We start from the raw sequence: 26499 nt of genomic DNA on the forward strand, positions 1-26499 counted from the left end.
GACCAAAATGCAAATTCCGCGCTTACACCCAGACACAATTGATGAAGTTAAACATCGGGCTGATATTGTCGATGTGGTATCAGAGTATGTAGTTTTACGCAAGCGTGGTAAAGATTTTGTCGGCTTGTGTCCTTTTCATGATGAAAAATCGCCTAGTTTTACTGTCAGCCAAACTAAGCAAATGTACTATTGCTTTGGGTGTCAAGCTGGGGGAAATTCTATTAAGTTTTTGATGGAATTGGGCAAGCAATCATTTGCTGATGTGGTATTAGATTTAGCTAGGCGTTACCAAGTTCCCGTACAAACACTGGAACCAGAACAACGGCAAGAATTACAGCGTCAGTTGTCTTTGCGGGAACAGTTGTATGAGGTTATGGCTTCTACAGCCAGCTTTTATCAACACGCCCTCAGACAATCCCAAGGACAAAAAGCTATTGAGTATTTGCGGGGCGATCGCCAATTCAATGAAGCCACAATTCAACAGTTTGGCTTGGGTTATGCGCCCGCAGGTTGGGAAACTCTCCATCGTTATTTGGTGGAAGATAAACATTACCCAGTGCATCTGGTAGAAAAAGCGGGTTTGATTAAACCGCGCAAGGAAGGGGCTGGATATTATGATGTGTTCCGCGATCGCCTGATGATTCCCATCCGCGATATCCAAGGACGGGTGATTGCTTTTGGTGGGAGAACCTTAACTGACGAACAACCGAAGTATTTAAACTCTCCAGAAACCGAGTTATTTAATAAAGGTAAAACCCTATTTGCTCTCGATCAAGCAAAAGCGGGGATTTCCCAGTTTGATCAAGCAGTGGTAGTGGAGGGATATTTTGATGCGATCGCTCTCCACGCTGCGGGGATTAATAACGCTGTTGCTTCCTTGGGTACGGCTTTGAGTTTAGAACAAGTACGGTTGATATTGCGCTACACCGACTCAAAACAGTTAATACTCAACTTTGATGCAGATAAAGCTGGAACTAACGCCACAGAACGAGCGATCGGGGAAATTGCTGATTTAGCTTACAAAGGTGAAGTGCAATTAAAAATACTCAATATCCCTGATGGCAAAGATGCTGATGAATACTTGCGTAGTCACACATCAACAGATTATGAGCAATTGTTAGCAAATGCGCCATTATGGTTAAACTGGCAGATTCAGCAGATTATCAAAGACCGCGACTTAAAACAAGCTACTGATTTTCAGCAAGTTACCCAACAATTTGTTAAGTTACTCAAAAATATAGTTAACAGCGATACCCGTAACTATTACGTCTCTTACTGTGCAGAAATCCTCAGCTTCGGGGATACAAGACTCATACCTCTACGAGTAGAAAATCTCCTCACTCAAATTGCTCCCACTACCACCCCCTCTAAACCCCCCTCAGCAAAGAGTAATAGAAGCCACTCCCCACTCCCTCCTTCCAACTCCCCCACAGATCGCCACCTTCTAGAACAAGCCGAGGCGCTACTACTGCGAATTTACCTCCATTGTCCTGAACAGCGTCCAGTCATCCTCACAACTTTGGAAGAACGGGATTTAGAGTTTAGCCTGTCCCACCATAGATTTTTGTGGATACAGATTTTAGAGTTCATCGGTGAGCAGATTGATTTAATTTCCCGGCTACATGATATATATCTAGAATTAGCTGAAGAACTCGGTTCAATTTCTCATCTGTTTCATCTGAATGAGAAAACCAAGAAAGAAATATTACGTACACCCCAAGTTGTGCAGGCGGCGATCGCCTGTATGGAACGAGTGTTAAGAGAAAAGCGTTATCGTCACTTTTTGGAACTGTGGCAAGAAACTGACCCTGAAGCTGAACCAGAAAAATGGCAGTCATACTATCAGGCATTCTACACCGAAAAAATTAAACTTCAAGAACTAGACCGACAACGGACATTTTCCCTGACAGAATTGTTGTAGTTAAATTGTTAAAAATTTTTATTAATATTAAGTTTGTATGATGTATTTACAAATTTAAATATATTTGTTTGACTAAAATTATATATTTTCAGCTTGATTACTATATTAATACAAAATTAGCATCTAACTAAAAGAAGTTTTTTAAACTGATACGATAATCTATCTCCAGACAAGTACCTAAAACTTGCAAACTAGCTTAGGTTAAGTATAAGCTCTGCAACAAGTCTTAGTTGTCGCAAGTAATTTTCATGCCATATATTCCTATTTCTGTATTGCTACGTTTTGGAATTGTTATATTTGCTGTGGCATTTGCCTGTGTGCTGATGCTGTTATTAGATCCTTGGCTAGGCATGACCAGTACTCCTTTTTTGTTATTCTTTAGTGCTGTTATATTTAGTGCTTGGTATGGTGGGTTGCGATCAGGATTGTTAGCAACTTGCTTATCTGTGGTCATGAGTGATTACTTCTTTCTGCACCCAAGGTATGACATATCTTTTGATATCTCTAATACAGTAAGAATCGGGTTATTTGCGGTACAAGGATTGTTCTTCAGTATTGTATGTGCAACATTGAAGAATACTAAGGAAAGAGATGAAGTGAATTTACTCCAACTCAGACAGAGTAACGAGAGATTTCGATTAGCACTCAACAGTTCAGATATCGTAGTTTTTCAGCAGGATCGAGATTTACGGTATCAATGGATTCATAATCCGCAGGGTGTAGACTCTGCTGAAGAAATTATTGGTAAGTCTGACTATGAACTATTCCCCGCTTCAGTAGCAGAGCAACTAACAGCAATTAAGCAAAGAGTACTAGAGGAGGATGTTTCTGCTCGTGAAGAAGTTTCTGTAATCTTGCATGGAGAAGTTTTTTACTATGATTTATTAGCAGAACCCCTGAAAATCAATGGTCGTATCCAGGGTATTACCTGTGCAGGCGTAAATATCACCGAACGCAAACGCTCAGAACTAGAGAAGGTTAAATTAGAGAGCCGACTCCAAAAAGCTATTCAGCAACAAGACGAATATCTAGCATTATTGAATGCTTGGCTGGCCAGTTCACCCGTAGCACTAGCTTTTCTAGATACACATATGCGTTACGTTTATACTAACGAAGCTTTGGCAGCAATCAACGGTGTACCACAAAGTCAACATACTGGGCGCACTTTGAGAGAAGTATTACCAGAATGGGCAGAACAACTTGAGCCTATTTTCCATCAAGTAATGGAAACCAAACAACCATTACTCAATCAAGAAGTATCTGGAGAAACCTATCCAGTTGGAGTATATCGCTGTAGCTTGGTCAACTACTATCCAGTATGTTTACCAGATGGGCAACTGCTAGGGGTGGGGGTGACTGGGCTGGATATTACGGAACGGAAGCGGGCTGAGGATGCACTACGTTACATGGCGGAAACCAGTAGTAAATTATCTAGTTCGCTCGATTACGAGCAAACCTTAGAACAGATTACCAAAATCTCAGTACCACAACTAGCTGATTGGTGCAGCATTGACATTATCAACGAAGATGGCTCGATTCGCCGCTTACCCCTTGCCCATGTAGATCCCGAAAAAGCAGAGTGGGCGAAGATATTTCAGCAGTATGTACCAGAAGCAGGGAGTGGCAGTTTAGTTACCAAAGTACTACAAACTGGTGAAGCATTATTAATTGCCGAAATACCAGATTCTCTGTTGGTAGCCAGCGCTCAAAATCAGGAACACCTGGAATTGGTGCGGCAGATAGGAATTAAATCGGTGATGATTTTACCCTTAATAGCACATGAACGAGTTTTGGGATGTATTACCTTTGTGACGGCTGAATCAGGTCGTAGCTACAATCAAAAAGACTTAGCTTTAGCTAAGGATATTGCTTATCGTGCGGCGCTAGCGGTGGAAAATACCCAACTTTATCGAGATATTCACCGGGCCTTAAAACATTATGCTGAATCTCTGTCACTTCTAGATGCCTTGTTAGCAGCCTCACCTGTAGCAGTCTGCTTTTTAGACCGAGAGTTGCGATATATCCGGATCAATCAGGTATTGGCAGATATTAACGGTTTGAGCATAGAGGAGCATCTGGGGCGGAAATTTCGGGAAGTTCTACCCAAGATGGCAGAAGAATTAGAAGCTCAGTTACAACGGGTATTAGATACAGGAGAACCTATCCTAAATGTAGAAATTAGTGGTGAGACACTAGGGACACCGAGAAGTTACGGCTATTGGTTAGGTAATTATTACCCAGTCTACAACAGCGTAGGCGAAACAGTGGGAATCGGGATTATCCTGGCCGATGTGACAACCACCAAGCAAGTAGAAATTGCCTTGCGCGAAAGTGAAGAACGCTTCCGGGCAATGTTTGACCAAGCAGCAGTAGGGATTACCTTAGTAACTTTGGATGGTAAATTTTTGCAAATTAATCCGGCTTTATGCGACATTACTGGCTACAGCGCCGAAGAGTTAAGTCAAATGAACTTCCAAGAAATTACCCACCCTGATGACATAGAAGCTGATTGGGTATATGCCAAGCGGGTGTTAGCACGGGAGATTAATGGTTACTCCTTAGAAAAACGTTATATGCGCAAAGATGGGGCGATTGTGTGGGTAAATCTGACTGCCTCAGCCTTGTGGGATGATCAGGGAAACCCCAAATATGCTTTAGGGATTATTGAAGATATTAGTGAACGCAAACAAGCGGAAGCTGCACAAAAGTTTTTAGTCGAAGCCAGCACTCTACTAGCGGCTTCTTTAGATTATGAAGTGACCTTAAATAATGTGGCTAACTTGGCAGTACCGATGATCGCTGACTGGTGTACTGTAGATATTCTCCAAGAAGATTGGTCAATTAAACGTGTAGCGATCGCTTGTGCCGATCAGACAAAACTGGAGATAATAGAAACAATTCACCAGTCTTATCCACCCAGAACTGAAGGTAAACACCCGTTTCGGGAAAAACTCCTCAAGGGAGAATCCGCCTTTTATCCTCAAGTGTCAAACTCTCTGTTGTTGGAGATAGCAAACAATGAGCAGCATCTGCAATTATTGCAAAGTTTAGGGATGCGATCGCTGATGGTGATTCCCCTCCACTCACGGGGGCAAATATTTGGGGTCATCTCTTTTGTTACAGGCAATTCAAGTCGGCAATTGACACAAGCGGACTTGGCTTTAGCAGAAGATATTGCCCGACGTGCAGCTACAGCCATTGATAATGCCAGACTTTATCAAGAAACACAACAAGCAAAACAAGCCGCCGAGTTGGCAATGAGTCGGACAGTACGCTTGCAAACTATCACTTCCGCCCTCTCAGAAGCCCTAACTCCCCAGCAAGTGGCTGATGTGGTTGTAAACCAAGGGCTTGCTGCTTTGGGCGCGTCTGCTGGTTCTGTCGTTTTGTTAACTGAAAGCGGTAACGCCCTCAAAATCATCGAAGCAATTGGCTACCCAAAATTTGTGAGAGATGCTTGGGAGACTTTCCCCCTAACTGCGACTGTACCAATTGCCGAAACAGCCAGAACCGGGGAGGCGATTTTTTTAGCAAATGTAGAAATATTTGCCGCTAAATATCCTCAAATTGCCAATGTTCCCTCCCTGACAGGTAACAACGCTTTTGCTTGTATTCCCCTCATCGTTGAACAGCAGATCATTGGGGTAATGGCATTAAGCTTTGCCACAGCCCAAAAATTTAATGAAGAAGAACAAAAATTTATGTTGACATTGGGGCAACAATGCGCCCAAGCGATCGCCCGCGCCCAACTTTACGAAGCAGAAAAGAATGCAAGAGCTGTAGCCGAGTCAACCAACCGCATCAAAGATGAATTCCTCGCCGTCCTTTCCCATGAATTGCGAACTCCCCTCAATCCCATCATGGGTTGGGCAAAATTACTCCGCACCCGCACATATAAAGAAGAGACTATCAAACAAGGCTTGGAAACAATCGAGCGCAACGCCAAGTTACAAACTCAACTCATTGACGACTTACTTGATGTTTCCCGAATTTTACGCGGTAAACTCAGTTTGAATATATGTGCAGTAGATTTAAGAAACACAATTAAAGCCGGGTTAGAAACGGTACGTTTAGCCGCAGAAGCTAAATCAATAGAAGTTCACACAGTATTAAGTAATGAACCAATCCAGGTAATGGGTGATGGCGATCGCTTGCAACAAGTAATCTGGAATTTAGTCTCGAATGCTGTTAAGTTCACGCCACCAGAAGGACGGGTAGAAGTGCGTTTAGAACAGGTAGGACGAGATGCCCAAATCCAGGTAATTGACACAGGTAAAGGCATTACACCAGAATTTTTACCCCACGTCTTTGAATACTTTCGTCAAGGAGATGCCAAAACAACCAGAGTATTTGGCGGTTTGGGGTTAGGGCTAGCAATTGTCCACCATCTTGTAGAATTACATGGTGGTACAGTGCAAGCAGAAAGTGCCGGAGAAGACCAAGGCGCAACCTTTACAGTCAAGCTACCGTTGAATAAAAGTGCTGAGTACTCACTGCTGAGTGCTAAATCTGCGGTTGAAGAATTGGAAAATCAAGACTCCTTGTTGGCTGGTGTGCAGATTCTCTTAGTTGATGATCAGGAAGATGTGCGAGAGTTTTTTAGCTTTGCGCTACAACAGTGCGGGGCAACTGTGACGGAGGTAGCATCAGCAATAGAAGCCTTGGAAGCCATAGCTCGATCAAAGCCAGATGTGCTGTTAAGCGATATTGGAATGCCACAAATCGATGGCTATATGTTATTGCGCCAAATCAGAAAATGGTCGCCAGAACAAGGCGGACAAATTCCCGCCATCGCTCTCACCGCCTATGCAGGAGAAATTGACCAAAATCAAGCCATAGCCGCAGGCTTTCAAAAGCATATAGCCAAACCAGCCGATCCAGTCGAATTAGCTCAGGCGATCGCTCAACTCATCGGACGCAGTTAAATATGTGGCAGCATTTATGGTACTACTGAAAAGCAGGCATTATCTAGCCGTTGAGTAAGAGAGCAGCTCATGAGTCTGGTTTGGCAAGCAGATTTTTATCGCAGTCCTTTGCAAGTTGCAGATGGACAAGTCTTGTGGGAGTTGTTAATTTGTGATGCAACTCGCAGTTTTGAATATACGGCGACTTGTCCCCAGTCAGTAGCTAATTCTAGTTGGTTGACTGATCAACTGCAATTAGCAGCAGGTGCAAAACTCCCAGATGTAATTCAAGTTTTTCGTCCCCAGTCATTGAGTTTAATGGAAGTGGTTGGACGCAATTTGGGAATTAAGATCGAACCTCAGCGCCAAACTATCGCGTTGAAGCAATGGTTACAAGAAAAGCAATATCCCATAGCAGTAGATAAACCACCACCAACACCATTACCAGATAACTTGTGGGGTGATGAGTGGCGCTTTGCTAGTATCCAAGCTGGTGATTTAGTTGATTTGTTTAGCGATCGCCCAATTCCCATTTTATCTTTACCCGAATCCCTCCAACCGCTCAATTTAGGACTGGCATCAACCATTGCCATTCCCGGTGTAGTAATTTATGGTGGTAGGCGATCGCTCAACTTAGCTAAATGGATTGCCCAAGCACGTCCTGTAGAGTTGAATTATATTGCTGGTGCGCCCGATGGTTTAGTATTAGAAGCCGGTTTGGCGGATAGGTGGATTTTAGTCACTTTTGCAGATGCAGAAGTAACGGCTGCCGCAAAAGTTTATGCACAACGCAAACAACAAAGCCAGGGACTGCATTTCTTATTGGTACAACCAGATGATTCTGGCATGACTTACACTGGCATTTGGTTGTTGCAAACTGACGTAGTTGGTAATTTGTAATACAGCAGATTTCAAATTAGCAAAGTACAAAGATAGTCCCCAGTGGTTGATTGTAAAAATTTTGATAATTACACTATCTTTTGTATACGCTGCGGCTAAAACTGCACTACCACAGCCACCTAATACCAATTCAAAATTCGTCTTGAAAAGTTTCCTACGGCGGGAAACCCGCCTACAGAACTTTCCGCAAAATTCAAAATCAAGAAAGCCAGGCATGACAAAGCTTTGGTTATGGGTATCTGTCGCATTCTTTTTTCAAAGTGGTATAACACTAAGCATCTTGTTTTATGTGTGAAATAATTGAAATTCAGGACTTAACTTTCAGACTAAACAACGTCCATTCTGATGGGATTTGGCATCATGACTTGGCACTTAGTACAAAACACTAAAGGGTAAGTTTCGCGTCACGAAACCTACCCTTATTCTCTGTTTCATTAAGTTTTATGAATGGGGATGGTAGTCCGATTTGATTTTTGAAAAATTCTCAATATAAGTAGTATTAAGTAAGGTGCGTTATCGCCGCCAGTACAGCACGAAAGACTTCGGATGGTACGTTAGCCTTTAGCATCAAGCACCCTACCTATATTTCAAACATCAAACATGAGTCCTATAGTAAGGACTTTAGTGGTTAGAGAAATAGAACTAAACTCTTTACTACAAACACATTTAACCCTTAAAACTAATGAAACAAACTACTAGTGGCGTAGCAAACATCTAACGACACTGGCGATATTTGACGTGATAAACCAAACCACGGTGAGCTAAGTCAAAGGAGTCCACAGTTGCCATACCTTGACCACTGGCAGTCATCGCCGCATTCACCCGCATATTTAGGCTGTCCCCACAGCGTGACCAGACATTAGCCACAGTTGCTAATTTATCTCGAACGTTGTAGTCAGTTTCACCTCTAAATGTTCTAGAAAAAACAGGGCCACGCTGACCAGCAAAAAAGTACTCTGCTCTTAGTCTCCCAGTTGTGGCTGGAGCAACATAACCCCGATAATCAGCATCATAGAGGGAAATTTGAAAGCCTTGGGGTACTTTAATGGGAATGCTCAAGTTACAGTTTTTGCGACTTTCTGCGGGCTTATTCCCCAAAGCCATAAACTGATCAAATAGAATACTTAGCTCTTGACCATCAGGGCTGACGCTGACGCTAGCCGACCCATCAGGGCAACCGTTACCACCATATTCTGCACCTAAAATTTCTACCTTGGTGTTAGCAAGGGCAGGGCTGATAAAAGCTGTCATCAGTGCAGCCGTAGCTAAAGAAGATTTTACAAAGTTGATAGATGTTTTCTTGAAGTTTTGATTATTCATTACTCGCCTCTTGTGAGTGTTTTCAACAGTGTTAAATCCAAATTGACTCTGGATAATTCCGGAAATTTACAGATAATTTCCAAAATTCAAATAATTTAAAAGTTCCCGTTAATTATTAAAAATTTATATTCAGGAAATCAGTGTTAAAAAAAGATTAAAATCAGGTCTATAAACCCGATCACATATTCAAAACAACTCACAACTGACATACGCAGTGCCATAAACAGGAGCAAAACACTATAAATCAGTGTCAGTAATACTTAGAAAAATCTAGATTAACCATCTATGTACAAAGGATTAAGAAGTCAACTACTACTGCTGTTAACATTCTGCTTATTTACAAGCTTATTACCTGCTTCCGGTTCAGTTTTATGTTCTGCTGTTGCCTATGAGAAATATGAGACAGGAGGTAGTAACAGTACTAATGGGCGAACAGGTAGAAATGGCCTCGATGGTGACAACCAAACTCTTTTTGCTGATGGTTCACCAGTAAATCTTGACCTATCTGGTCAAGATGGCGAAGACGGTGAAGATGGCGCACGAGGTAACAGACCTTATTGCGGAAATCAACCCAATAACCCAAACTACGACATTCATGCACGCAATGGTGGCGCAGGAGGTGATGGTGGTAGGGGTGGAGATGGTGGTAATGGTGGTCTACTCACTGTCTACTACACAAATTTGGCAGACTTGCGAAAAATTTTCGTGCGTGGGACTCCTGGAGACGGTGGGCGAGGCGGTCGCGGTGGCAATGGTACAGTGGGTTGTAGGTGTCGGCGGCGCAGTTGGGAGATAGAAACTTGTCAAGGAACTCCTGGTAATGCTGACTATAAATGTACGAAGAAACGCTACAGGTGTTACGACGGCAAAGATGGGCGTGATGGTAGCGATGGTCGTGATGGAGAAAAAGGGCGTTTAGGGATTCTCAGTATTGTCAATAGTAAGGAACCCTTAGCACCTGAGACTCCAACTGTGACGATAAATTTGGCTGAACTTGCAGGTAAGAAGTTAAATCTATCGAAAAATAAATGGAATATTCGCCAAGGTGCAGGTTCTTTACTGGCTCCTGGTTCTGTTATTGCTGATGAGTACCGAGAATTTGCACAACGTTTAGAAGAAACTTTACAAATAGTTTGGCAAGAGAAGCAACCTAACGGTAATTTTTCTAATCAAACCTTAAAAGTAAGTTTAAATAATAACAAGCAAGTAGAAATAAGTTTTCCCGAAGATTTGTGGCTTGCAGGTAGTACAAGTACCCAGGCTAACTTGACAACATTTACCGTGAACCATGCCATTCCCAAAAAAGATGTCACACGGTTAGCAGTAGCAGAATTTGCCGATGCAGGAGAAAATCTCAACTTAAAAATAGTTGATTTGGCTGCGAAATCTGATGCACTCCAGACTCAGTTTCAGGTCAAGTTTCGGGCTAGAGACAATTATGGTGGCTTCTCTGACTACAAAACTGTATACGCAGGAGATATTCCCAGCCAATTTGTCACCCGTGACTATAACCGTTTTACCTTGGCTTTAGGTAAACTAAAAATTCCTTCTGAAGCCCTCAGTCCTGGGGTAAACGTTGATATAGAAGTAGTAGCAACTCGCTCTTTGGGAGAACGTTCTGCCAAGCAAACGATTAGCTGGCAAGGTACAATTCGTAAAAAGAGAACAAACTAATTTGTAATTAATACAGGTAGTTCACGATGACTTTTTACTATCTGTTACCATCTGAGCAAGAAGATAACCCGTGTAATCTAGAAACTGGTCTAGTAAAAAGCCAATAATACCAATGTAAAGCACTCCCTCAATAATGTAGTTGCTATTACCCGATTTATAACTATTCCACACCAGAGCGCCCAGTCCTTTGGAACCTAGCAACATTTCTATGGCAATAACTGTAAACCATGCTACCCAAATACCAACTTTCAGGGCATGAGATGTATGGAAAATAACTGCCCTAAAGTTATTATTTTGTCTGCGAAAATGTTGTATTCCTATGGCAGTATTAATAATAATTGTCCAGAGACTTGCCAGAAAAATTACCACTGCTACTGCTGATTCATTCTCTTGAAAAATAACCAGTGTAATTGGCAGTATCGCAATCGGAGGAATACTATTTGGTATCTGAAATATCCGACGCATTAATTGATATACAGTGACATTGATACCTATGAGATATCCCATGAAACTGCCGAATATAGCTGCTGGAATGTAACCTACAAATAATCTTTGTAAGCTAGTTAAAACATCTAAAAATATACTTTGATCCATGCCTCAGTGCTTATTTGAAACGTCTAGAAAATACTGTGGCAAGCAAAAAATGCAAATAAACAATCAGGATAAATTAAAAGGTTGATTCCAATATATCAGTAAATGTATTTAAAATTAAAAAAATAAATAAAATCTCAATATTTAATTCCTAAAGAGAAAAACATTTTTAAATAACGTTTTTCAGCATGGTTTTGTTACCTAAAATACAGATAAATTCCCCAAATAAAGGATGAAAGTATTTAAAAAATCTTTCATCCTATTTCTCAAGTATGTAGAAATTATTTTCCTAGATTCCGCTTCATTTGCTCTAGCTCATCTTCAGTTTCCCAACGAAGGAACTTTTCTTCTAAGTCATCAAACCCGCCACTAGAACTAGTGGTAGAATTCCACCATCCATTGGTTTCTATACGCTGTTGGGTTTGAGCTTTAGCGCGTGTTGTCTGTGCTTCGGTTGCTTTTGTTTGCACTTCCTGCCGCCGAGCTTGTATTTTCCTGAGTAGCTCTTTGGATTGTTCTATACGTTCTTTCAACCCTTGCATTTGTCCCCAAAGCTGATTACCTTCGCGCAACAGGGCGGCTTCTCGTTCTTCGGCTGGCCGCACTAAATCTTGTCTACCAGCATTTTTGGCTTTTTGAACGCGGATGTGCCAACGTTGAATTTCTTGCGCTGTGGCGAGAATATCTTCTTGCGATCGCTTCTCTTGTAATTGTAAATCTGCTATCAATTTTAAGGTATCTTCCTCTTGCTGACGCAGTTGTTCTAACAGCGCCTCCAACTCCAAATGTGGATTATTTCGCAAGAATTCCTCTAAACGGTTTTCCAGAAACCGACTCAAATCGTCAAATAGTCCCACTGTCAGAACTCCAGAGGTTAGATGCGTTACCACTTCATTGTAGTAATTATCATCGTGGGCGAAAAGTAAATTACTAAAATATGGTTTATCAATTATTTTTTGCTAATTCAATAGTGTTCGTAGCTAAATCTGTTTTCAACATGAGCTTATTATTATTATTGGATATACACATTCTGGTGCCTTCAAGAGATTTTTTTAAAAAAGTTGACAATTTACGACCGTTTTCTTCTTTTGACCTTTTTTCGTCAAAATCAGGAATTTCTGCTTTGAGAAATATATGAACTTGAGAAATAGAGATACCATCTTTACCAATTTTATTTTCTTTATGTAGTTTTTGTAAGGTTAGTTTTGTTTTGAGAAAAATATCATCATCTGTATGTTTAGCAAAATCGTTTGAATGGTTTATTTGTAAATCTTCTATGTTTTCTTTAAGAGAAGGCAAAATTATAAAATAATCACAAATAGACTGAAAAAATCGGTTAATTTTTCCTTCATAACCACAACCAATAACTGTCTTTCCATACTCATGTAGTTTTTTTGCCAAAGAAGCAAAACCACCATCGCCTGATACAATTACAAATACTTGTATGAAAGGACGTATAACCACTAACTCCATAGCATCAATAGATAGTTGGATGTCTGCTGCATTTTTTTTATGCCCAAAATCAAAAATCTGGATTGGTTCAACACCAAGTTCTTGAATTTCATCTTTAAGAAGCTTTAACCTAACATCACTCCAATCTGCATAAGCACATTGAACAGCACTTTTCTTAAATATATCCGTTGTTTTTAAATGAGATTGAATTTCTTTAAAAGAAAAATTGTTATGGGAATTATTTCTTCCCAGATTTAAATTTTGAATATCATAAAAAATAGCTGTGTTAAATTCATTCAATGAGTTATACGTTTGTAAATTAATTTCTTGTAAACTATTTTGCTTTTCTTTGATTTCTTGAAATTCAAGGATTATAGATTTTATTTCATCTGTTTTTACAAATTTAACAGCTTTTTCTTTTAACTCTATTAGTTCTGTTCTCAAATCTTCAAGTTGTAGTTCTGCTTGTTTTAATTGTTGTGGTAATCTCTCAAATATCGTGTTGACATGAACGAGACTTTGATGAGCTTCGTACTTGAGTTGAGTAATAGTGACGGACAACACGTGCTGACGTTGTTGGTAAGCATCTAACAAAGCTTGCTGTATATCATACCAATAGTTTGGAAAATCCTCACGAGTATAAACCTGTAAAGATATTTCATAACCAGCAATAGCAATTTCTAAATTAATAAAAGGATTACCATATTCAGACTCTTGAATAGTCTTACTAAATTCATAAATGACTTTAGCTAGAGGAATAGCTGTACTTGGTCGATGCTTAAACTGTTCTAATGACCATTGTCGTAATTTTAAAGCCAAATCTTCATTAATTTTATCTATATTTTGTGATAATAGTGAGTATAAATTATGTTTTTTAGAGGTTGCTTTCAATAGTTCAATCAAGAAGGTTTGACACTGGTTATTAGATTCATTTAGCATATTAATCATCCTTGAGAATACAATTGTAAATTTATTATTCCCAAGTTTGCACAGTTTTTAACAGTTAAATTGGTGTCAACCAATAAGTAATTCCTCTAATAACTTTCTTTTTTAACCCCAACTCTGGCAAACTATCTATATTTACACCAAGATAAGTCCAGTGTGGAACGTCGTTTTCTACAGTTTGAAACCAACCATTATCATACAAAGCTTGTCTTTGTTTTGCACTAGATACTCGTAAATCAATTGCTAATCCCCAAAGATGTTGTGATGCTCCTGGTGGTGCAACTACTCCGAGAATTCCTGTTTCTTTCCCTTCTCGCATTTTATCTAAAGTATATTTATTGGCATATTTTCGCCAAAATCTCAAAGTAGTGGCATAATTACGAGTACAATCACTAGCACCATAACCAGATTTAAGAGGGATATTTTGTATAGAACGTGCTTTATTTAAAGCTGCTGCGGCTGACTTTTGTAAATAACAATTGTTTGTACCCGTGATTTTATCCATAGTTAAAGTAGTTTGAAATTCTTGAGTTTCTTGCTCATTAATAAAAACTACTGTAGAGGGGAATTGAACTTTTGGGGCTGGATCTACAAAAGCTGCACCGTAAGCACGGAGCAAGATATATTCATAACTATTAGGCTCGGGAACTTCAAGTAAATTAGAGGCGATCGCCGATAAGAAACGCTCTTGTTCAGTACTGGAAATGTTCGTGTTGGGTGTAGGTATTATTGGTTTTTCATATATACCAATACAAGCTACAGAACTTTCTATTACACAAGCATTTAATATTTCATGATTGTGGGAAAAATTAGGATAATTAGTTTTATTGCTGGCAACTAATGTAAAAACTATCAAAGTGCCAATACAAATAAATCTTAATCTCTTAAATAATCGTTTCATGGGATTATGAATGATAGATAAATATAAAAATACACATACATATTTCTAGTTATAACAAAAATTCTCATACAAGGAAACAATCTCTAGAGAAATATCAACCTTTAAACACACAGCATTTATTTAAAATAATTGAACTAAAAATGAATACAAATTGTTGATTAATTGAATAAGTTTTTTCTGAAAAATTAACATACATGAAATCACTGGCGGGATGGGTTAAAATTGGAAATAAATCTCAGCTTCTTAATCCTGTACATAAGACCATGCACAATTCAATGACCGAAAAAAATTTTGGGCAAGATAATTTTGATGTCATTGTCGTCGGTGCAGGTCACTCCGGTTGCGAAGCAGCGCTTGCTACTGCCCGCCTCGGCTGTCGTACCTTGTTACTGACCCTCAACTTGGATAAAATTGCTTGGCAACCCTGTAACCCGGCTGTGGGTGGGCCTGCCAAATCCCAGTTAACCCATGAGGTAGACGCTTTGGGTGGGGAAATTGGTAAAATGGCAGACCGCACATATCTGCAAAAGCGCATCCTTAACTCTTCACGAGGACCTGCGGTGTGGGCATTACGCGCCCAAACTGACAAGCGGGAATATGCGGCGGTGATGAAAAATATTGTTGAAAACCAAGAGAACTTGAGTATCCGTGAAAGTATGGTGACGGACTTGGTGCTTGGTGCTAACGATGAAGTGATTGGGGTAGAAACCTATTTTGGTGTAGCTTTTGGGTGTAAAGCCGTAATTTTGACCACGGGTACATTCCTCGGTGGCAAGATTTGGGTAGGTAATAAATCAATGGCAGCAGGACGTGCCGGGGAATTCGCGGCTGAGGGATTAACACAAACACTCAATCGTTTGGGATTTGAAACCGGTAGATTAAAAACTGGGACACCTGCACGGGTAGATAAGCGGTCAGTAGATTACAGCAAAATGGAACTCCAGCCAGGGGATGCAGAAGTCCGTTGGTTTAGTTTTGACCCAGATGTATGGGTGGAACGGGAACAACTACCTTGTTACATGACCCGTACCACTTCAGAAACCCATCGCCTGATTAGAGAAAACTTACACCTATCGCCTGTGTATGGTGGCTGGGTGGAAGCTAAAGGCCCCCGTTATTGCCCCAGTATCGAAGATAAGATTGTCCGCTTTGTGGATAAAGAAAGCCATCAAATCTTTATTGAACCAGAGGGACGGGATATTCCCGAATTATATATTCAAGGGTTTTCTACAGGATTGCCCGAAAATTTGCAACTACAGATGTTACGTAGTCTCCCTGGGCTAGAAAATTGCGTAATGTTACGTCCTGCTTATGCGGTGGAATATGATTACTTACCAGCAACTCAGTGTTACCCCACACTGATGACTAAAAAAATTGCTGGATTGTTTTGTGCAGGACAAGTGAACGGAACAACTGGTTATGAAGAAGCAGCAGCCCAAGGGATTGTGGCAGGAATTAACGCGGCGAGGTTTGTAAGTGGTCAGGAAATGATTGTGTTTCCCCGTGAGCAAAGTTACATCGGGACGTTGGTTGACGACCTTTGTACAAAAGACTTACGGGAACCTTACCGGATGTTAACTAGTCGCTCCGAGTATCGTTTGCTACTACGTTCCGATAATGCTGACCAAAGATTGACACCCTTGGGACGGGAAATTGGCTTAATAGACGATCGCCGTTGGCAAATGTTTACCCGTAAACAAGAACAGATTACAGGTGAAAAAGAACGCCTACACGCTACTAGAGTCAAAGAAAATGATGAAGTAGGGAAAGCGATCGCATCTAATACCCAACAAGCCATCAAAGGTTCAATTACCTTGGCTGATTTACTGCGTCGTCCTGGTTTCCATTACCTAGACCTCGACAAGTACGGCTTAGGCAATCCCAGTCTGACCAAAGCAGAAAGAGAAGGCGCAGAAATAGATATTAAATATTCTGGCTATCTCGCCAGACAACAAAGCCAAATCGAACAAATTGCCCGTCAAGCCAACCGCCAGTTACCGGGAGATTTGGATTACACAAAAATTGATACCCTATCCAAAGAAGCACGGGAAAAACTGAGTAAAGTCAAACCCCTGACCATTGGTCAAGCTGCTCGCATTGGTGGGGTGAATCCAGCCGATATTAACGCCTTATTAATTTATTTAGAATTACGTCAAACCAAGCACCAGTCAGGGTTAGCAGCTTTACCTTAACTTCATCTTCATCAAGGGTGAGTATAGTAGAGGGGGAGATGGGTATGATAGATGACAAGAATCCAGAACTGGCATCGTCAACTGATCCCCAGTTTTACGTTGGATTTAATACAATTAGGGTTTTCCCATGAGAACAAAAATCAATGATTTGGACAAAGGGTATAGGGGTATAGGGGTGTAGGGGTTCAAAACCTTTCTACCCTGAAACTCTTACACCTTCCCGAAATGAAGAGTCTCATTGTGCAAATCCTCACATATTTTAAAAATCCTGATTCCCAGGTAGTAGGGGCGGCGTGGCCCCATCCTGGCAGCTACTACCCAAAATGCTTATGTTACAAGAAGTTAGCACCCATCTCATTATTCCAGAACCATCAGAAGACCTGATTGTTAACGAGCCTTGGTCAATAGAATTTTACGCCGATGGCTTGATGGATGAACTTTTTGCTGATATCGACGAGATTCTGGATGTGAATCTGCCTCACCTTACTAACAGACGAGGTAGACAAATACGCCAAGCATCTCCAGTCAGTAGGATGAAAGAAACCGTTGCCAGCGATTGGTTCCATAATTCAAGCAACCCTTCCCATCAACAAACTATAGAATATGAACGTCTGCAAACATTAGATGTACAGCAGATTGTTTTACCAAACACACTCAACCGGACTGTACAGACTGTAGGCCCCTTAACAACTAGACAAGGGGGGAAAGTTGTAGTTGATACTCAATCTTTCAAACCAGTTACGAGAATCCGTCAGCAAGCTCAAATGACGTTGGGCAAACTGCTGATTGTAGGGACAAGTATTGGTGTGGCGATCGCAGGTGTACTATACATAGTGCAGTCTGGTGTATTAGTTCTGCTCACTTCTAGACTCACCCAAGCAAATATTTATGTGCCGCAAACTCCATTGCTGACTCAACCCGATGTTAAGGGAGAGTTAGCTAACTATATGCTAGGAGCATTGGCAGTTATAGATAAATCCAATATCAGGAATCAGCCACAAGTCCGTTCAGAAGTTAGCAACAGGGTGAGTTATAACCCCACAGCCCAGACATTAAATAACAATCAGCAGCCTCTAGGTAATCTACCGTCTCCCCTCACAGCTAACAATACATCACCAGTGCCTAGCCGTCCCAACGTTGTTGAGCGTATTTATATTCCCGTTTATCAAGCGCCTTTGCCGATGCGCTATGCACCGCCGCCAATTCCTGGGGTTGCATCGCCTAATTCTTCACCATCTCCATCCAATGTAGTGAACAATACCTTAAATCAGGTGCAACCAGCAGCCAACCCAGCAACTGTGAATATGTTAACTGCGGCTGTGCGCCCAGATATGAAACCCGTAGCTGTACGCAATGCACCAATCAATGTCCAGCCATCACCTAAATTACTCCCAACATTGCCAGTTGTCCCATTTGGTGCGAGCCTACCAAAACAACTTAATAGTGGTGGAGACGCTGTACCTGTAGCATCACTTACAGTTAACTCGGCTGCACCTGCTCCTACCCACACCTTAGAAGGTTTATTAGAATTAGGTAATAAATCTGTGGCTTTATTTCAAGTGAATGGTGCTAGTCGTCGCGTCAGCGTCGGTGAAACTATTGGCGCTAGTGGTTGGACTCTTGTTGATGTCAATAACGGTGAAGCTATTGTTAGGCGTAATGGTGAAGTGCGATCTATTTATGCTGGGCAAAAGTTGTAATGTAGATAGTAGCGGTTTTCAATTGGGTGCAATACATACCAACATTATTGGCTTATTGACTGGGATAATTCTGATGATTTATCTCACTCAGAGACGCACAGAGAATAAAAACTCCATCCAAAAGGGGGTGGAGTTATGTCAGTGGTCAGTGGTAAAGATGTTTTAAAACTACTCATAAGGGGATAGAGTATTAGACTTTCATCCAAAGCAACTGACAACTGACACTAGATTTCTTAATTTTGAACTGGTGTGACTAGTTCAACTAAAGCATCACCTTGAAACCTGACTACGCATGACACTAAACAGCCACGATAATATTCAGTTGTAAATACTGAAAGCGTGATATTGGTCTGATCCGGATCTAGAATTTGTTTCACCTTGCAGATTTGTCTTTTATTCTTGCAGTAGGCAACGATGCGATCGCCGGCTTTAATATCCAACGCTTTAATTTTCAATTTTCACCCAACCTCTTCAATAAATTGACTTAGCTAAAAACCATAAAAATCTAGCAATATAGATTCCTAGCTATCTCTTCCAAAGAATTATTCTTGGTTAATCCCAAGCATTCAGAGGTGATACTTAATACTTCTTGATTCAAATGCTTTAGCATTAATAAAAAAGTAAAAGCTTGCTGACGATAAAAACAAAATTTACGTCAAAACTTTATTCTTACCCTCTAAAATTTTAGCACGAAATTTAAAATTTTGTAGAAAAGTTAATGACTGGAAAATCATGGGGGTTGAGAGTTCATACTCATGACTAATTTAGTCTAATAAATCCTATTCTTACTGAGCTACGTGAGAATTTATTCACGATTTTGTAACCAAATGCTCACTAACACGAGATAATAAAAAATCCTTACCACCCTCAGCTGTAATACCATTGCTCATGCTTTGGCTTGGCTTACATAATTGATACCACAGCCACAGGGTAAGTCCGCAAGCTGCGTTTAATTAAGATGATGAAAACAGCCACTGAATTACAAGCTCGACTGGAACATTACTACCAGCAAATCAAAACTGTGATTTTGACACGTCAAAATCCCATCACTGGTTTGCTACCTGCAAGTACAGCAATCACTGCTCACGGTGATTATACAGATGCGTGGGTAAGAGATAATGTTTACAGCATTTTGGGAGTTTGGGGTTTAGCCCTGGCATACCGCAAGCTTGATGAAGATCAGGGGCGTACTTATGAATTGGAACACAGCGTTATCAAATTAATGCGTGGGTTGCTGTTTGCGATGATGCGACAGGCGCACAAAGTAGAACAGTTTAAACAAACTCAGTCACCTTTGGATGGTTTACACGCCAAATACAACACAGCCACAGGTGATATCGTTGTTGGTGATGATGAATGGGGACATTTGCAACTAGATGCCACATCCATATTTTTGTTGATGCTGGCACAGATGACTGCTTCAGGATTGCAGATCATCTACAGTATTGATGAAGTCAACTTTGTCCAGAATTTGGTTTATTACATCGGCCGGGCTTACCGTACACCCGATTATGGTATTTGGGAACGGGGTAATAAAATCAATCATGGTAATGCTGAGTTAAACGCCAGTTCTGTAGGGATGGCAAAAGCAGCCTTAGAAGCCATGAACGAACTGGATTTGTTCGGCGTGCGGGGTAGTCAAGCATCAGTAATTCACGTACTGCCAGATGAAATCGCTCGGACTCGCAGTACTTTAGAATCATTATTACCGAGAGAATCTGCTTCTAAGGAAATTGACGCAGCATTGTTAAGTATTATTAGCTATCCGGCTTTTGCTGTTGAAGATGTGCAGTTGAGAGAACGCACCCTCAACGAGATTGTTAACAAACTCCAAGGTAAATACGGTTGCAAACGCTTTTTGCGTGATGGACACCAAACGGTTTTAGAAGACACTCAGCGTCTGCATTACGAACCTTGGGAACTGAAACAATTTGAGCATATCGAATGTGAATGGCCGTTATTTTTTACTTATTTAGCCCTAGATGGGTTGTTTAGTGGTGATCAAAAACAAGCTCAATTTTACCAAGAGCGTTTAGAAGCCTTGTTGATTGAGCGTGATGGGCTACATTTTTTACCAGAACTATATTATGTCCCTGCGGAAAATGTCGAAGCTGAAAAGTTAGCCCCCCAAACTCAACCCCGTTTACCCAATGAAAATATCCCCTTAGTGTGGGCGCAGAGTTTGTATTATCTTGGTCGAATGTTGAGTGAGGGGTTATTAGCCGTTGGTGATATTGACCCTTTAGGTAGACACTTATCTGTAGGTAAAAAACGCGAAGCTTTAGTACAAATTGCCTTGTTAGCAGAAGACGAGGATTTGCAAGCAGAATTAGCAGTTCATGGGATTGAAACCCAAACACCAAAACAATTAGCACCGATTCAAGTCAGACAAGCTGGTGAACTTTCAACTATTTATACTCAAATTGGTCGCAATGATAAACTTGGTTTAACAGGTCGTCCAGTCCGAAGGTTGCGGAGTTTGACTACATCGAGAGTTTTCCGCCTCCGGGGTGAGACAATTGTCTTTTTACCTTCATTTTTAGATTCTCAGCAATTCTACTTAACACTTGATTACCATTTTCTGTTAGATCAAATCAGAAGTGAACTTGCGTATATCCAAAAGTATTGGAGTGATTTAGGTCGTCCTATCCTCACTTTAATGTTGACTCATACCATGTTGGATACTGGTTCTCAGGCATTACTAGAACTGATGCAGGAACTGAAAGATGGTGTATGCAATGGTGTAGCAGTAAAATTAGGACGATTAAATCAACTGATGCTGACAGGGGCAATTCAGAGGATTGATTTTCTTCAGGATGTGAAATTTTACCAGTCGGCAGTCCAAGATGCCGCCAAACGTTGTTATTACCTAGCTTATCATCCAGGAAAAAACTGGCCTTTGGAACATATCCAAGAATTCCAGATGGAATATGAAACTAACTTGGGTTTATTGCTTTCATCTTTGCGTGCATCGGAAAATTTATATGAGCAAATTGAGTTATTGCAGACTTTGACTCGTTTGCAGGGATTGGAGTTTGATACAGGATTTGGCAAGCCAGATCAACGAGTTACGGTAGGCGATTTACTTGATGAAGTGTACACCAAAGCCGGAGAGTTTGGTTTTTGGGCAGTAGTCCGGCGGGCGGCTGGTTTGCGTCAGATGGTTGATATTGGCTTGTCTGATGCAGTGACGAGTATTTTGATTAGAGGTAAGCAAATTGCAGTAGGTAGGGCTTATAGTGAAGCGTCGCTGATTTCAGTGCCGATACCCCACTATGAAATTGCCGAGAAAATTAATAACTTCTGTCGTGAGGATATCCGCGATCGCGTCCTGACGCAAGAAGTCCTGATCTATCTCGGTATCCTTATCAGATCAGAACCCGAATCCTTTCAAGGACTACTCACCCTGAGAGTCGGCTATCTCATCCTCTTAATTACCAGCGAACTAGCCCAAGAGTTACAAGTCACCCAAGATGAAGCCTACGAACGCTTGATGGAACTTGCACCAGTGGAAGTCAAGACGCGATTAAATCAAGTATTAACAGCTTATCCGGGTATGAGTAACCTATTGCGTCAGCAGGAATCACTGCACGTCAAGCAAAAAGAAAGTGATATTGATTGGGTAATACTACCTGGTATTAGCGAAGAAATGGAAATTCCTCTCGGTGGTTGGCGACGCTTCCGCCAAGCCGAAGGCGCATTAAACCGCGTCCCGAAAAATTTCTTTCAGCAAGTTTGGCTAATTATGGAACATTGCAAAGGGTTAGTAATTGGCGATAAGTTAGAACGGCGGAATCGTTTAGATAGTGATGTGATGCTATCAGAAATGACTCCCGGTGAAAAGAATTTTGCCCTCCGTGTTGAGCATCTGTTAAATAAAATCGACGCGCCAGAATATCGCCAAGTTAACATTGAAGCATTAATGGAACTAGCGGCGATCGCTTCCAGCAATCCCAAACTGCAAATCGAAGAATACATAGTATTAGATGTATTGATCGGTCATGCAGTCCGCCTGGCGTGGTTAGAACACAATCCCGAACGTGGCGATCGCTATGATGAAGATAAAGCTAGTGCCTGGCGATCTTTCTACAATACTTCCCCCAAAGAATGCGCTACCTATATTCTCAAAGCCTTTAAGTTCTTAACTGAGTTTGTTAAGTAAAGTGGGGGTGTAGAGGGAAAAGAGGAAGTCTTTCTCTAACTTTCTCCCCCTTCCTCCCTACTCCCCTATTTCTTCATCTCCCTAACCAAGTCTTGATGATATCTATCAGACTGGAACCACCCCAAGCTAAGGCCATGAGAATGGAAGTAGTTAAAATTGCTCCCATCACACAAAGAACTAAACCACCTAAACTAATTGCGCCATCGTCTTCTAGTAAACCAAAACCAGTCACGAAAATACCCATTGCTGGCAAGGTGTTAGTTCCAGGGATGGGAATCATCATGGAAATTGCCATCAAGGCGATCGCAATACCAATTGTCACCCTACCTGCTAGAGTAGTACAGATGTATGATAAACGGGGACGAGCGAGCGCTTCAATTCTTTTTAACCAAGGAATCCCGCCTTTCAAGAACTTCTGGACTGTTTGCAGTTCAATCGGGTGATTCATCATTTTCTGGGGTAGCCAAGGGGTTTTAGCACCAACAATTAGCTGGACTGCTAACAGAAAAATCAGGATACCAAAGGGTACAGAGTAACCAGGTGCAGGCACAGGCAAAGCTGATGGCAGAGATAAAATTACCAGCAAAAAGCCAAAAATTCGTTCCCCAGCCAGCAGCAAAATCTCTGCCAAGGTTACTTTTGCTGGTCGTTCTTCCTCAAAAAAGTGGCGTTGTAGTTCGTTAGATAACCTAGCCATAGATAGTTAAATTTTTCCTTACCTAAATCTGAAACAATTAATAAGTAGATTTTTATCCCTCATCTCTTGCCTAAATACCCTTTGTGAGAAGTCCAGGCTGATCACGATAACTCATAAAAGCTTAATTCTAAATTATTTTTGACTTAAATTAGTGCCAATTTTCTGAAGGGGTGACAACTGTCCTTTTGGGTGATCGCCAGTTGCTCATAGGGGAAACCCCCTAGCGTCCCGCAGATAGACACTACACGAAAATTTGGAATTTTGAACGGGATCTCCCACCCTGACTTTTCACGTTATGTGGAAAAGCTAACGTAAAACCTAACCCCCTAACCCCCTTCCCTGCGTTCGCGCAGCGTGTCGTTCGCGTTAGCGTTGCGTAGCAAAGACAGGGAAGGGGGAAAAATTAAAGCCTCTCTCCCTCTTGCTCCTACATTAGATGGCAAAACTCGACTACAACAAAATCCCTATCCTCCTTCCTCTCTTGCTTGGGTTACTTGGATTATTGCTCGACTTGGTGGCTGGTCTGGTTACAAGTCTCAAAAACCTCCTGGTATTACTACTTTGGTTCGCGGTCTTGAGCAATTTGAATCCACTTTTTTTGGCTGGAAACTCGCTCTGGGCAAACTTGTGTGTACACCGTAGCCGACGCGGGGAGAGGTACTCTACGAGAAGCGCTGAGTGCAAAGCACACGCTACGCGAACGCTCTATGGAGAGGGGTTTTCCAGATCCCGTGAAAAGTCAGGGCGATGACTCGCTATGAATTTGCTGCCGGATTAAATGCTTAGGAGGCAAAAGGGTTTTCAACCTTTTGTCTCTTTATTATTATTTTTCAAATCAGTTAAAATATCGTCTTAAGGAAGCCTGGATTCTGTAATACAAACTGGAACTCTTTTATAAGCAGGTGTACCACTTTGCGGGTCAATTTTTGCTTTAAATAAAACATTAGCTTCAGGATAGAACATAAAAGCTACACCTTCAAGAATTGCCCCACAAATAATTTCAATATTGTCTAATTCTCCTCTATCTCCTTTCACTGTTACTCGCTGATGTTCCTGGAATCCCGCTTTTTTTACATCCAGAATATTCATTAAAATACAGTGACGATGGGGCATTCCTCGATATTTATCTTCACTACGATAAACTACAGTATTGTGTTGACCATAGCTTCTTCCTGTTCCTAAAATTATCACAATTCCTGGTTGATTTTCTGCTACATTAAATGCTGCTTTAGTTGGTAGCGATAATTGCGGTAAAGGCGTGACAAACATCTGCGCTTTGCCATGAGATGTATGAAATTTCGGTTCGTCTAAAATCCGCCCTTTAATGAGAAATTCTTGTTTTGTTTGGTCAATTGTGCCAATTTTTTCATAGCCAGGGATGGTTTTAGCAATTAATTCTCTTACATAAACTGTATCTTGTAGTTTACGCCAATTTATCGGTGTTTCACCGTGTAAACTATGAGCAATTTCTGTAATTAATTCTATTTCCGAAATCAAGTCAGCATTTGGTGGTCTTAAATGACTTTTACCTTCATCATTTAACCGCACAAAATTATTACCTGATTCAGTTGTTGTTTTATGAGGGTTTTCAAAGCGATTGAATACGGGTAATATTAAAGTTTGCTGTTTAGCTAATCCGTGAAAATGTCCTAAATTCGGTTTGGTGGCTACATAAAATATGGTATCTATTTGCGATAATGCCTGTTTTGCTTGTGGTAAGTCTGGGTTGGCTGCATACAGATTTCCCCCTAAACAAAATAGTGTATCTATCTTTCCTAATTCTGCTGCTGTTATTAAGTCACGAGTATGATAACCAGGAGTTTCATTTAGTGGTTTTCCTAATAGTTGAGATAATGCTTGTTTGATTTCTTCCCGCAAGTTTACAGTGACACCCATTGAACCAAATCCTTGCACATTGGAATGTCCTCGAATCGGCATTGTCCCAGCACCAACTTTACCAGCATTACCTGTAATTAAGGCTGTATTAGCAATACTCAAGATATTATCTACACCGTTATCGTGTTGAGTTATCCCCATTGCCCAGGCGAAAACTACACACGCTGATTTACCAATTATATAAGCTGTTGCTGTAATTTCTTCTTGAGATAAACCACAGGTTTTGGTGATATTATCCCAAGATATATTATTAGCGTAATTTACAACTTCTTGCCAATTTTGTGTATAGGATTTAAGATATTCTATTTTTATTAAATTTTGTTCAATTAGAGATTTTTGTAATCCTACAAATAATGCGGTATCACTACCAGGAATTGGTTGTAAATATAAAGAAGATATATCTGAACCTCCTGTGAGTAAAGATTTGATGGGAAATGCAGGAGATGCAAATTTAACTAAACCGATTTCAATTTGGGGATTAATAATAATTACTTTCCCACCTCTTTCCCGCAATTTGATCAATTCGTTCATTAGTCGCGGATGATTTGCCGGGGCGTTAGAACCAATTAAAACAATACAATCACTATGTTTTAGGCTCTCTAAACTGACCATTGATGTACCTGAGCCAAACACTTTTTTTAACCCCACCGTTGAAGGTGCATGACACAAATCTGAACAGTCTGCTAGATTATTACTACCTAGCGATCGCATTAATAATTGTAGTAAATAAGCAGCTTCATTAGATGAACGTCCAGAACTATAACTAGCAATTCGTGCTGGTGGTAAATTAAAGGCTTGTGTAGCGATGTGGTAAACCTCTTGCCAGCTTATACGTTGATAATGGGATGAACCCGATTTGAGAATAAGAGGATAACTTAATCTACCCAAGCGATCGCATTCTTGAGAAGTCAGTTTTTGTAATTCACTGATACTATGTTCTTGGAAAAAATCTTGTTTAATTCCTGATTGCAATTCCGCAGCGATCGCCTCTACACTTTTAGCACAGCGTTGTAAATATTCTCCCGCTTCATTAACAAATCCCCCTTTTTGTCCACCCGTACCCCAAGCACAGGATAAACACGCACTTTTATGATTGAGAGTTTGCCATAATTTTAATCCTTGCGGTGAGAGAGTTTGTTCTACCCAATACTGAATTACAGGTAAACCACCCCCAGCAGGGGAGCTAGACTTGCTTTGAGGTAAGTTATCCATACTTAGCTAAATCTCAACTCGCTTCACTAACT

Annotated in this window: 15 protein-coding genes and 1 pseudogene; 8 read left to right on the forward strand and 8 right to left on the reverse strand. The window is 40.9% G+C overall.

Annotated elements, in window-relative coordinates; all coding sequences use genetic code 11:
* Positions 1–7: 7 nt before the first annotated feature.
* The 3 genes from dnaG to H6G18_RS01585 all read left to right on the forward strand — a co-directional run bounded on the left by dnaG (position 8) and on the right by H6G18_RS01585 (position 7725).
* Positions 8–1921: a DNA primase gene (dnaG, locus tag H6G18_RS01575; RefSeq protein WP_190405325.1), complete on the forward strand. Its 1914-nt coding sequence runs from the start codon at positions 8–10 to the stop codon at positions 1919–1921.
* Positions 1922–2169: 248 nt separating this feature from the next.
* The gene (locus H6G18_RS01580; RefSeq protein WP_190405326.1) at positions 2170–6846 is read left to right on the forward strand and encodes a PAS domain-containing protein; all 4677 of its coding nucleotides are present in this window, start codon (positions 2170–2172) and stop codon (positions 6844–6846) included.
* Between the two features lie 69 nt (positions 6847–6915).
* A complete protein-coding gene (locus tag H6G18_RS01585; protein WP_190405327.1) occupies positions 6916–7725 on the forward strand; it encodes a Tab2/Atab2 family RNA-binding protein in 810 nt (269 codons plus the stop codon).
* 714 nt (positions 7726–8439) lie between these two features.
* On the opposite strand, the gene H6G18_RS01590 is transcribed toward H6G18_RS01585, so the two are convergent.
* Positions 8440–9045, reverse strand: coding sequence for a DUF4360 domain-containing protein (locus H6G18_RS01590; RefSeq protein ID WP_190405328.1), 606 nt, complete (start codon positions 9043–9045; stop codon positions 8440–8442).
* Positions 9046–9330: 285 nt separating this feature from the next.
* On the opposite strand from H6G18_RS01590, the gene H6G18_RS01595 reads away from it, so the two are divergent.
* Complete coding sequence (locus H6G18_RS01595; protein WP_190405329.1) at positions 9331–10719, forward strand: collagen-like protein; 1389 nt, start codon at positions 9331–9333, stop codon at positions 10717–10719.
* Positions 10720–10740: 21 nt separating this feature from the next.
* Here the strand turns inward: H6G18_RS01595 and H6G18_RS01600 are convergent, their stop codons facing one another.
* The 4 genes from H6G18_RS01600 to H6G18_RS01615 form a co-directional block, all read right to left on the reverse strand.
* Positions 10741–11313 (reverse strand): nitrate transporter, encoded by a 573-nt coding sequence (locus H6G18_RS01600; protein ID WP_190405330.1) that lies wholly within the window; start codon positions 11311–11313, stop codon positions 10741–10743.
* A 278-nt stretch (positions 11314–11591) separates the two neighbouring features.
* Positions 11592–12167, reverse strand: coding sequence for a TIGR04376 family protein (locus H6G18_RS01605; RefSeq protein ID WP_190405331.1), 576 nt, complete (start codon positions 12165–12167; stop codon positions 11592–11594).
* An 88-nt stretch (positions 12168–12255) separates the two neighbouring features.
* Positions 12256–13701 carry an NYN domain-containing protein gene (locus H6G18_RS01610; RefSeq protein ID WP_190405332.1) on the reverse strand — a complete coding sequence of 482 codons (1446 nt, stop codon included), beginning with the start codon at positions 13699–13701 and terminating at the stop codon, positions 12256–12258.
* A 64-nt stretch (positions 13702–13765) separates the two neighbouring features.
* Positions 13766–14608, reverse strand: coding sequence for a M15 family metallopeptidase (locus tag H6G18_RS01615; RefSeq protein WP_190405333.1), 843 nt, complete (start codon positions 14606–14608; stop codon positions 13766–13768).
* Between the two features lie 275 nt (positions 14609–14883).
* On the opposite strand from H6G18_RS01615, the gene mnmG reads away from it, so the two are divergent.
* Positions 14884–16800, forward strand: coding sequence for a tRNA uridine-5-carboxymethylaminomethyl(34) synthesis enzyme MnmG (gene mnmG, locus H6G18_RS01620; RefSeq protein ID WP_390824732.1), 1917 nt, complete (start codon positions 14884–14886; stop codon positions 16798–16800).
* Positions 16801–17129: 329 nt separating this feature from the next.
* Positions 17130–18500, forward strand: a complete 1371-nt coding sequence (locus H6G18_RS01625; protein WP_190405459.1) for a hypothetical protein — start codon at positions 17130–17132, stop codon at positions 18498–18500.
* Positions 18501–18733: 233 nt separating this feature from the next.
* On the opposite strand, the gene H6G18_RS01630 is transcribed toward H6G18_RS01625, so the two are convergent.
* Positions 18734–18955: a hypothetical protein gene (locus H6G18_RS01630; RefSeq protein WP_190405335.1), complete on the reverse strand. Its 222-nt coding sequence runs from the start codon at positions 18953–18955 to the stop codon at positions 18734–18736.
* A 506-nt stretch (positions 18956–19461) separates the two neighbouring features.
* On the opposite strand from H6G18_RS01630, the gene H6G18_RS01635 reads away from it, so the two are divergent.
* Positions 19462–22662 carry a glycoside hydrolase family 15 protein gene (locus H6G18_RS01635; protein ID WP_190405460.1) on the forward strand — a complete coding sequence of 1067 codons (3201 nt, stop codon included), beginning with the start codon at positions 19462–19464 and terminating at the stop codon, positions 22660–22662.
* Between the two features lie 73 nt (positions 22663–22735).
* Here the strand turns inward: H6G18_RS01635 and H6G18_RS01640 are convergent, their stop codons facing one another.
* Positions 22736–23359, reverse strand: coding sequence for an exopolysaccharide biosynthesis protein (locus tag H6G18_RS01640; protein ID WP_190405336.1), 624 nt, complete (start codon positions 23357–23359; stop codon positions 22736–22738).
* Positions 23360–23779: 420 nt separating this feature from the next.
* On the opposite strand from H6G18_RS01640, the pseudogene H6G18_RS01645 reads away from it, so the two are divergent.
* Positions 23780–24001 (forward strand): annotated as a pseudogene (locus H6G18_RS01645) (IS4-like element ISSysp3 family transposase); the annotation flags it as partial.
* Positions 24002–24211: 210 nt separating this feature from the next.
* Here the strand turns inward: H6G18_RS01645 and H6G18_RS01650 are convergent.
* Complete coding sequence (locus tag H6G18_RS01650; protein WP_190405337.1) at positions 24212–26467, reverse strand: FdhF/YdeP family oxidoreductase; 2256 nt, start codon at positions 26465–26467, stop codon at positions 24212–24214.
* Positions 26468–26499: the final 32 nt, after the last annotated feature.

It is taken from the genome of Anabaena subtropica FACHB-260 (assembly GCF_014697105.1).
In the GTDB taxonomy this organism is placed as follows: domain Bacteria; phylum Cyanobacteriota; class Cyanobacteriia; order Cyanobacteriales; family Nostocaceae; genus Trichormus; species Trichormus subtropicus.

Excerpts from the sequence above, each read along its gene's own strand:
- H6G18_RS01580 (WP_190405326.1), top strand. The coding sequence starts at position 2,170 with ATGCCATATATTCCTATTTCTGTATTGCTACGTTTTGGAATTGTTATA.
- H6G18_RS01595 (WP_190405329.1), top strand. The coding sequence starts at position 9,331 with ATGTACAAAGGATTAAGAAGTCAACTACTACTGCTGTTAACATTCTGC.
- H6G18_RS01610 (WP_190405332.1), bottom strand. The coding sequence starts at position 13,701 with ATGCTAAATGAATCTAATAACCAGTGTCAAACCTTCTTGATTGAACTA.
- H6G18_RS01600 (WP_190405330.1), bottom strand. The coding sequence starts at position 11,313 with ATGGATCAAAGTATATTTTTAGATGTTTTAACTAGCTTACAAAGATTA.
- dnaG (WP_190405325.1), top strand. The coding sequence starts at position 8 with ATGCAAATTCCGCGCTTACACCCAGACACAATTGATGAAGTTAAACAT.
- H6G18_RS01615 (WP_190405333.1), bottom strand. The coding sequence starts at position 14,608 with ATGAAACGATTATTTAAGAGATTAAGATTTATTTGTATTGGCACTTTG.
- H6G18_RS01640 (WP_190405336.1), bottom strand. The coding sequence starts at position 23,359 with ATGGCTAGGTTATCTAACGAACTACAACGCCACTTTTTTGAGGAAGAA.
- H6G18_RS01590 (WP_190405328.1), bottom strand. The coding sequence starts at position 9,045 with ATGAATAATCAAAACTTCAAGAAAACATCTATCAACTTTGTAAAATCT.
- mnmG (WP_390824732.1), top strand. The coding sequence starts at position 14,884 with ATGACCGAAAAAAATTTTGGGCAAGATAATTTTGATGTCATTGTCGTC.
- H6G18_RS01585 (WP_190405327.1), top strand. The coding sequence starts at position 6,916 with ATGAGTCTGGTTTGGCAAGCAGATTTTTATCGCAGTCCTTTGCAAGTT.
- H6G18_RS01635 (WP_190405460.1), top strand. The coding sequence starts at position 19,462 with ATGAAAACAGCCACTGAATTACAAGCTCGACTGGAACATTACTACCAG.
- H6G18_RS01625 (WP_190405459.1), top strand. The coding sequence starts at position 17,130 with ATGTTACAAGAAGTTAGCACCCATCTCATTATTCCAGAACCATCAGAA.
- H6G18_RS01650 (WP_190405337.1), bottom strand. The coding sequence starts at position 26,467 with ATGGATAACTTACCTCAAAGCAAGTCTAGCTCCCCTGCTGGGGGTGGT.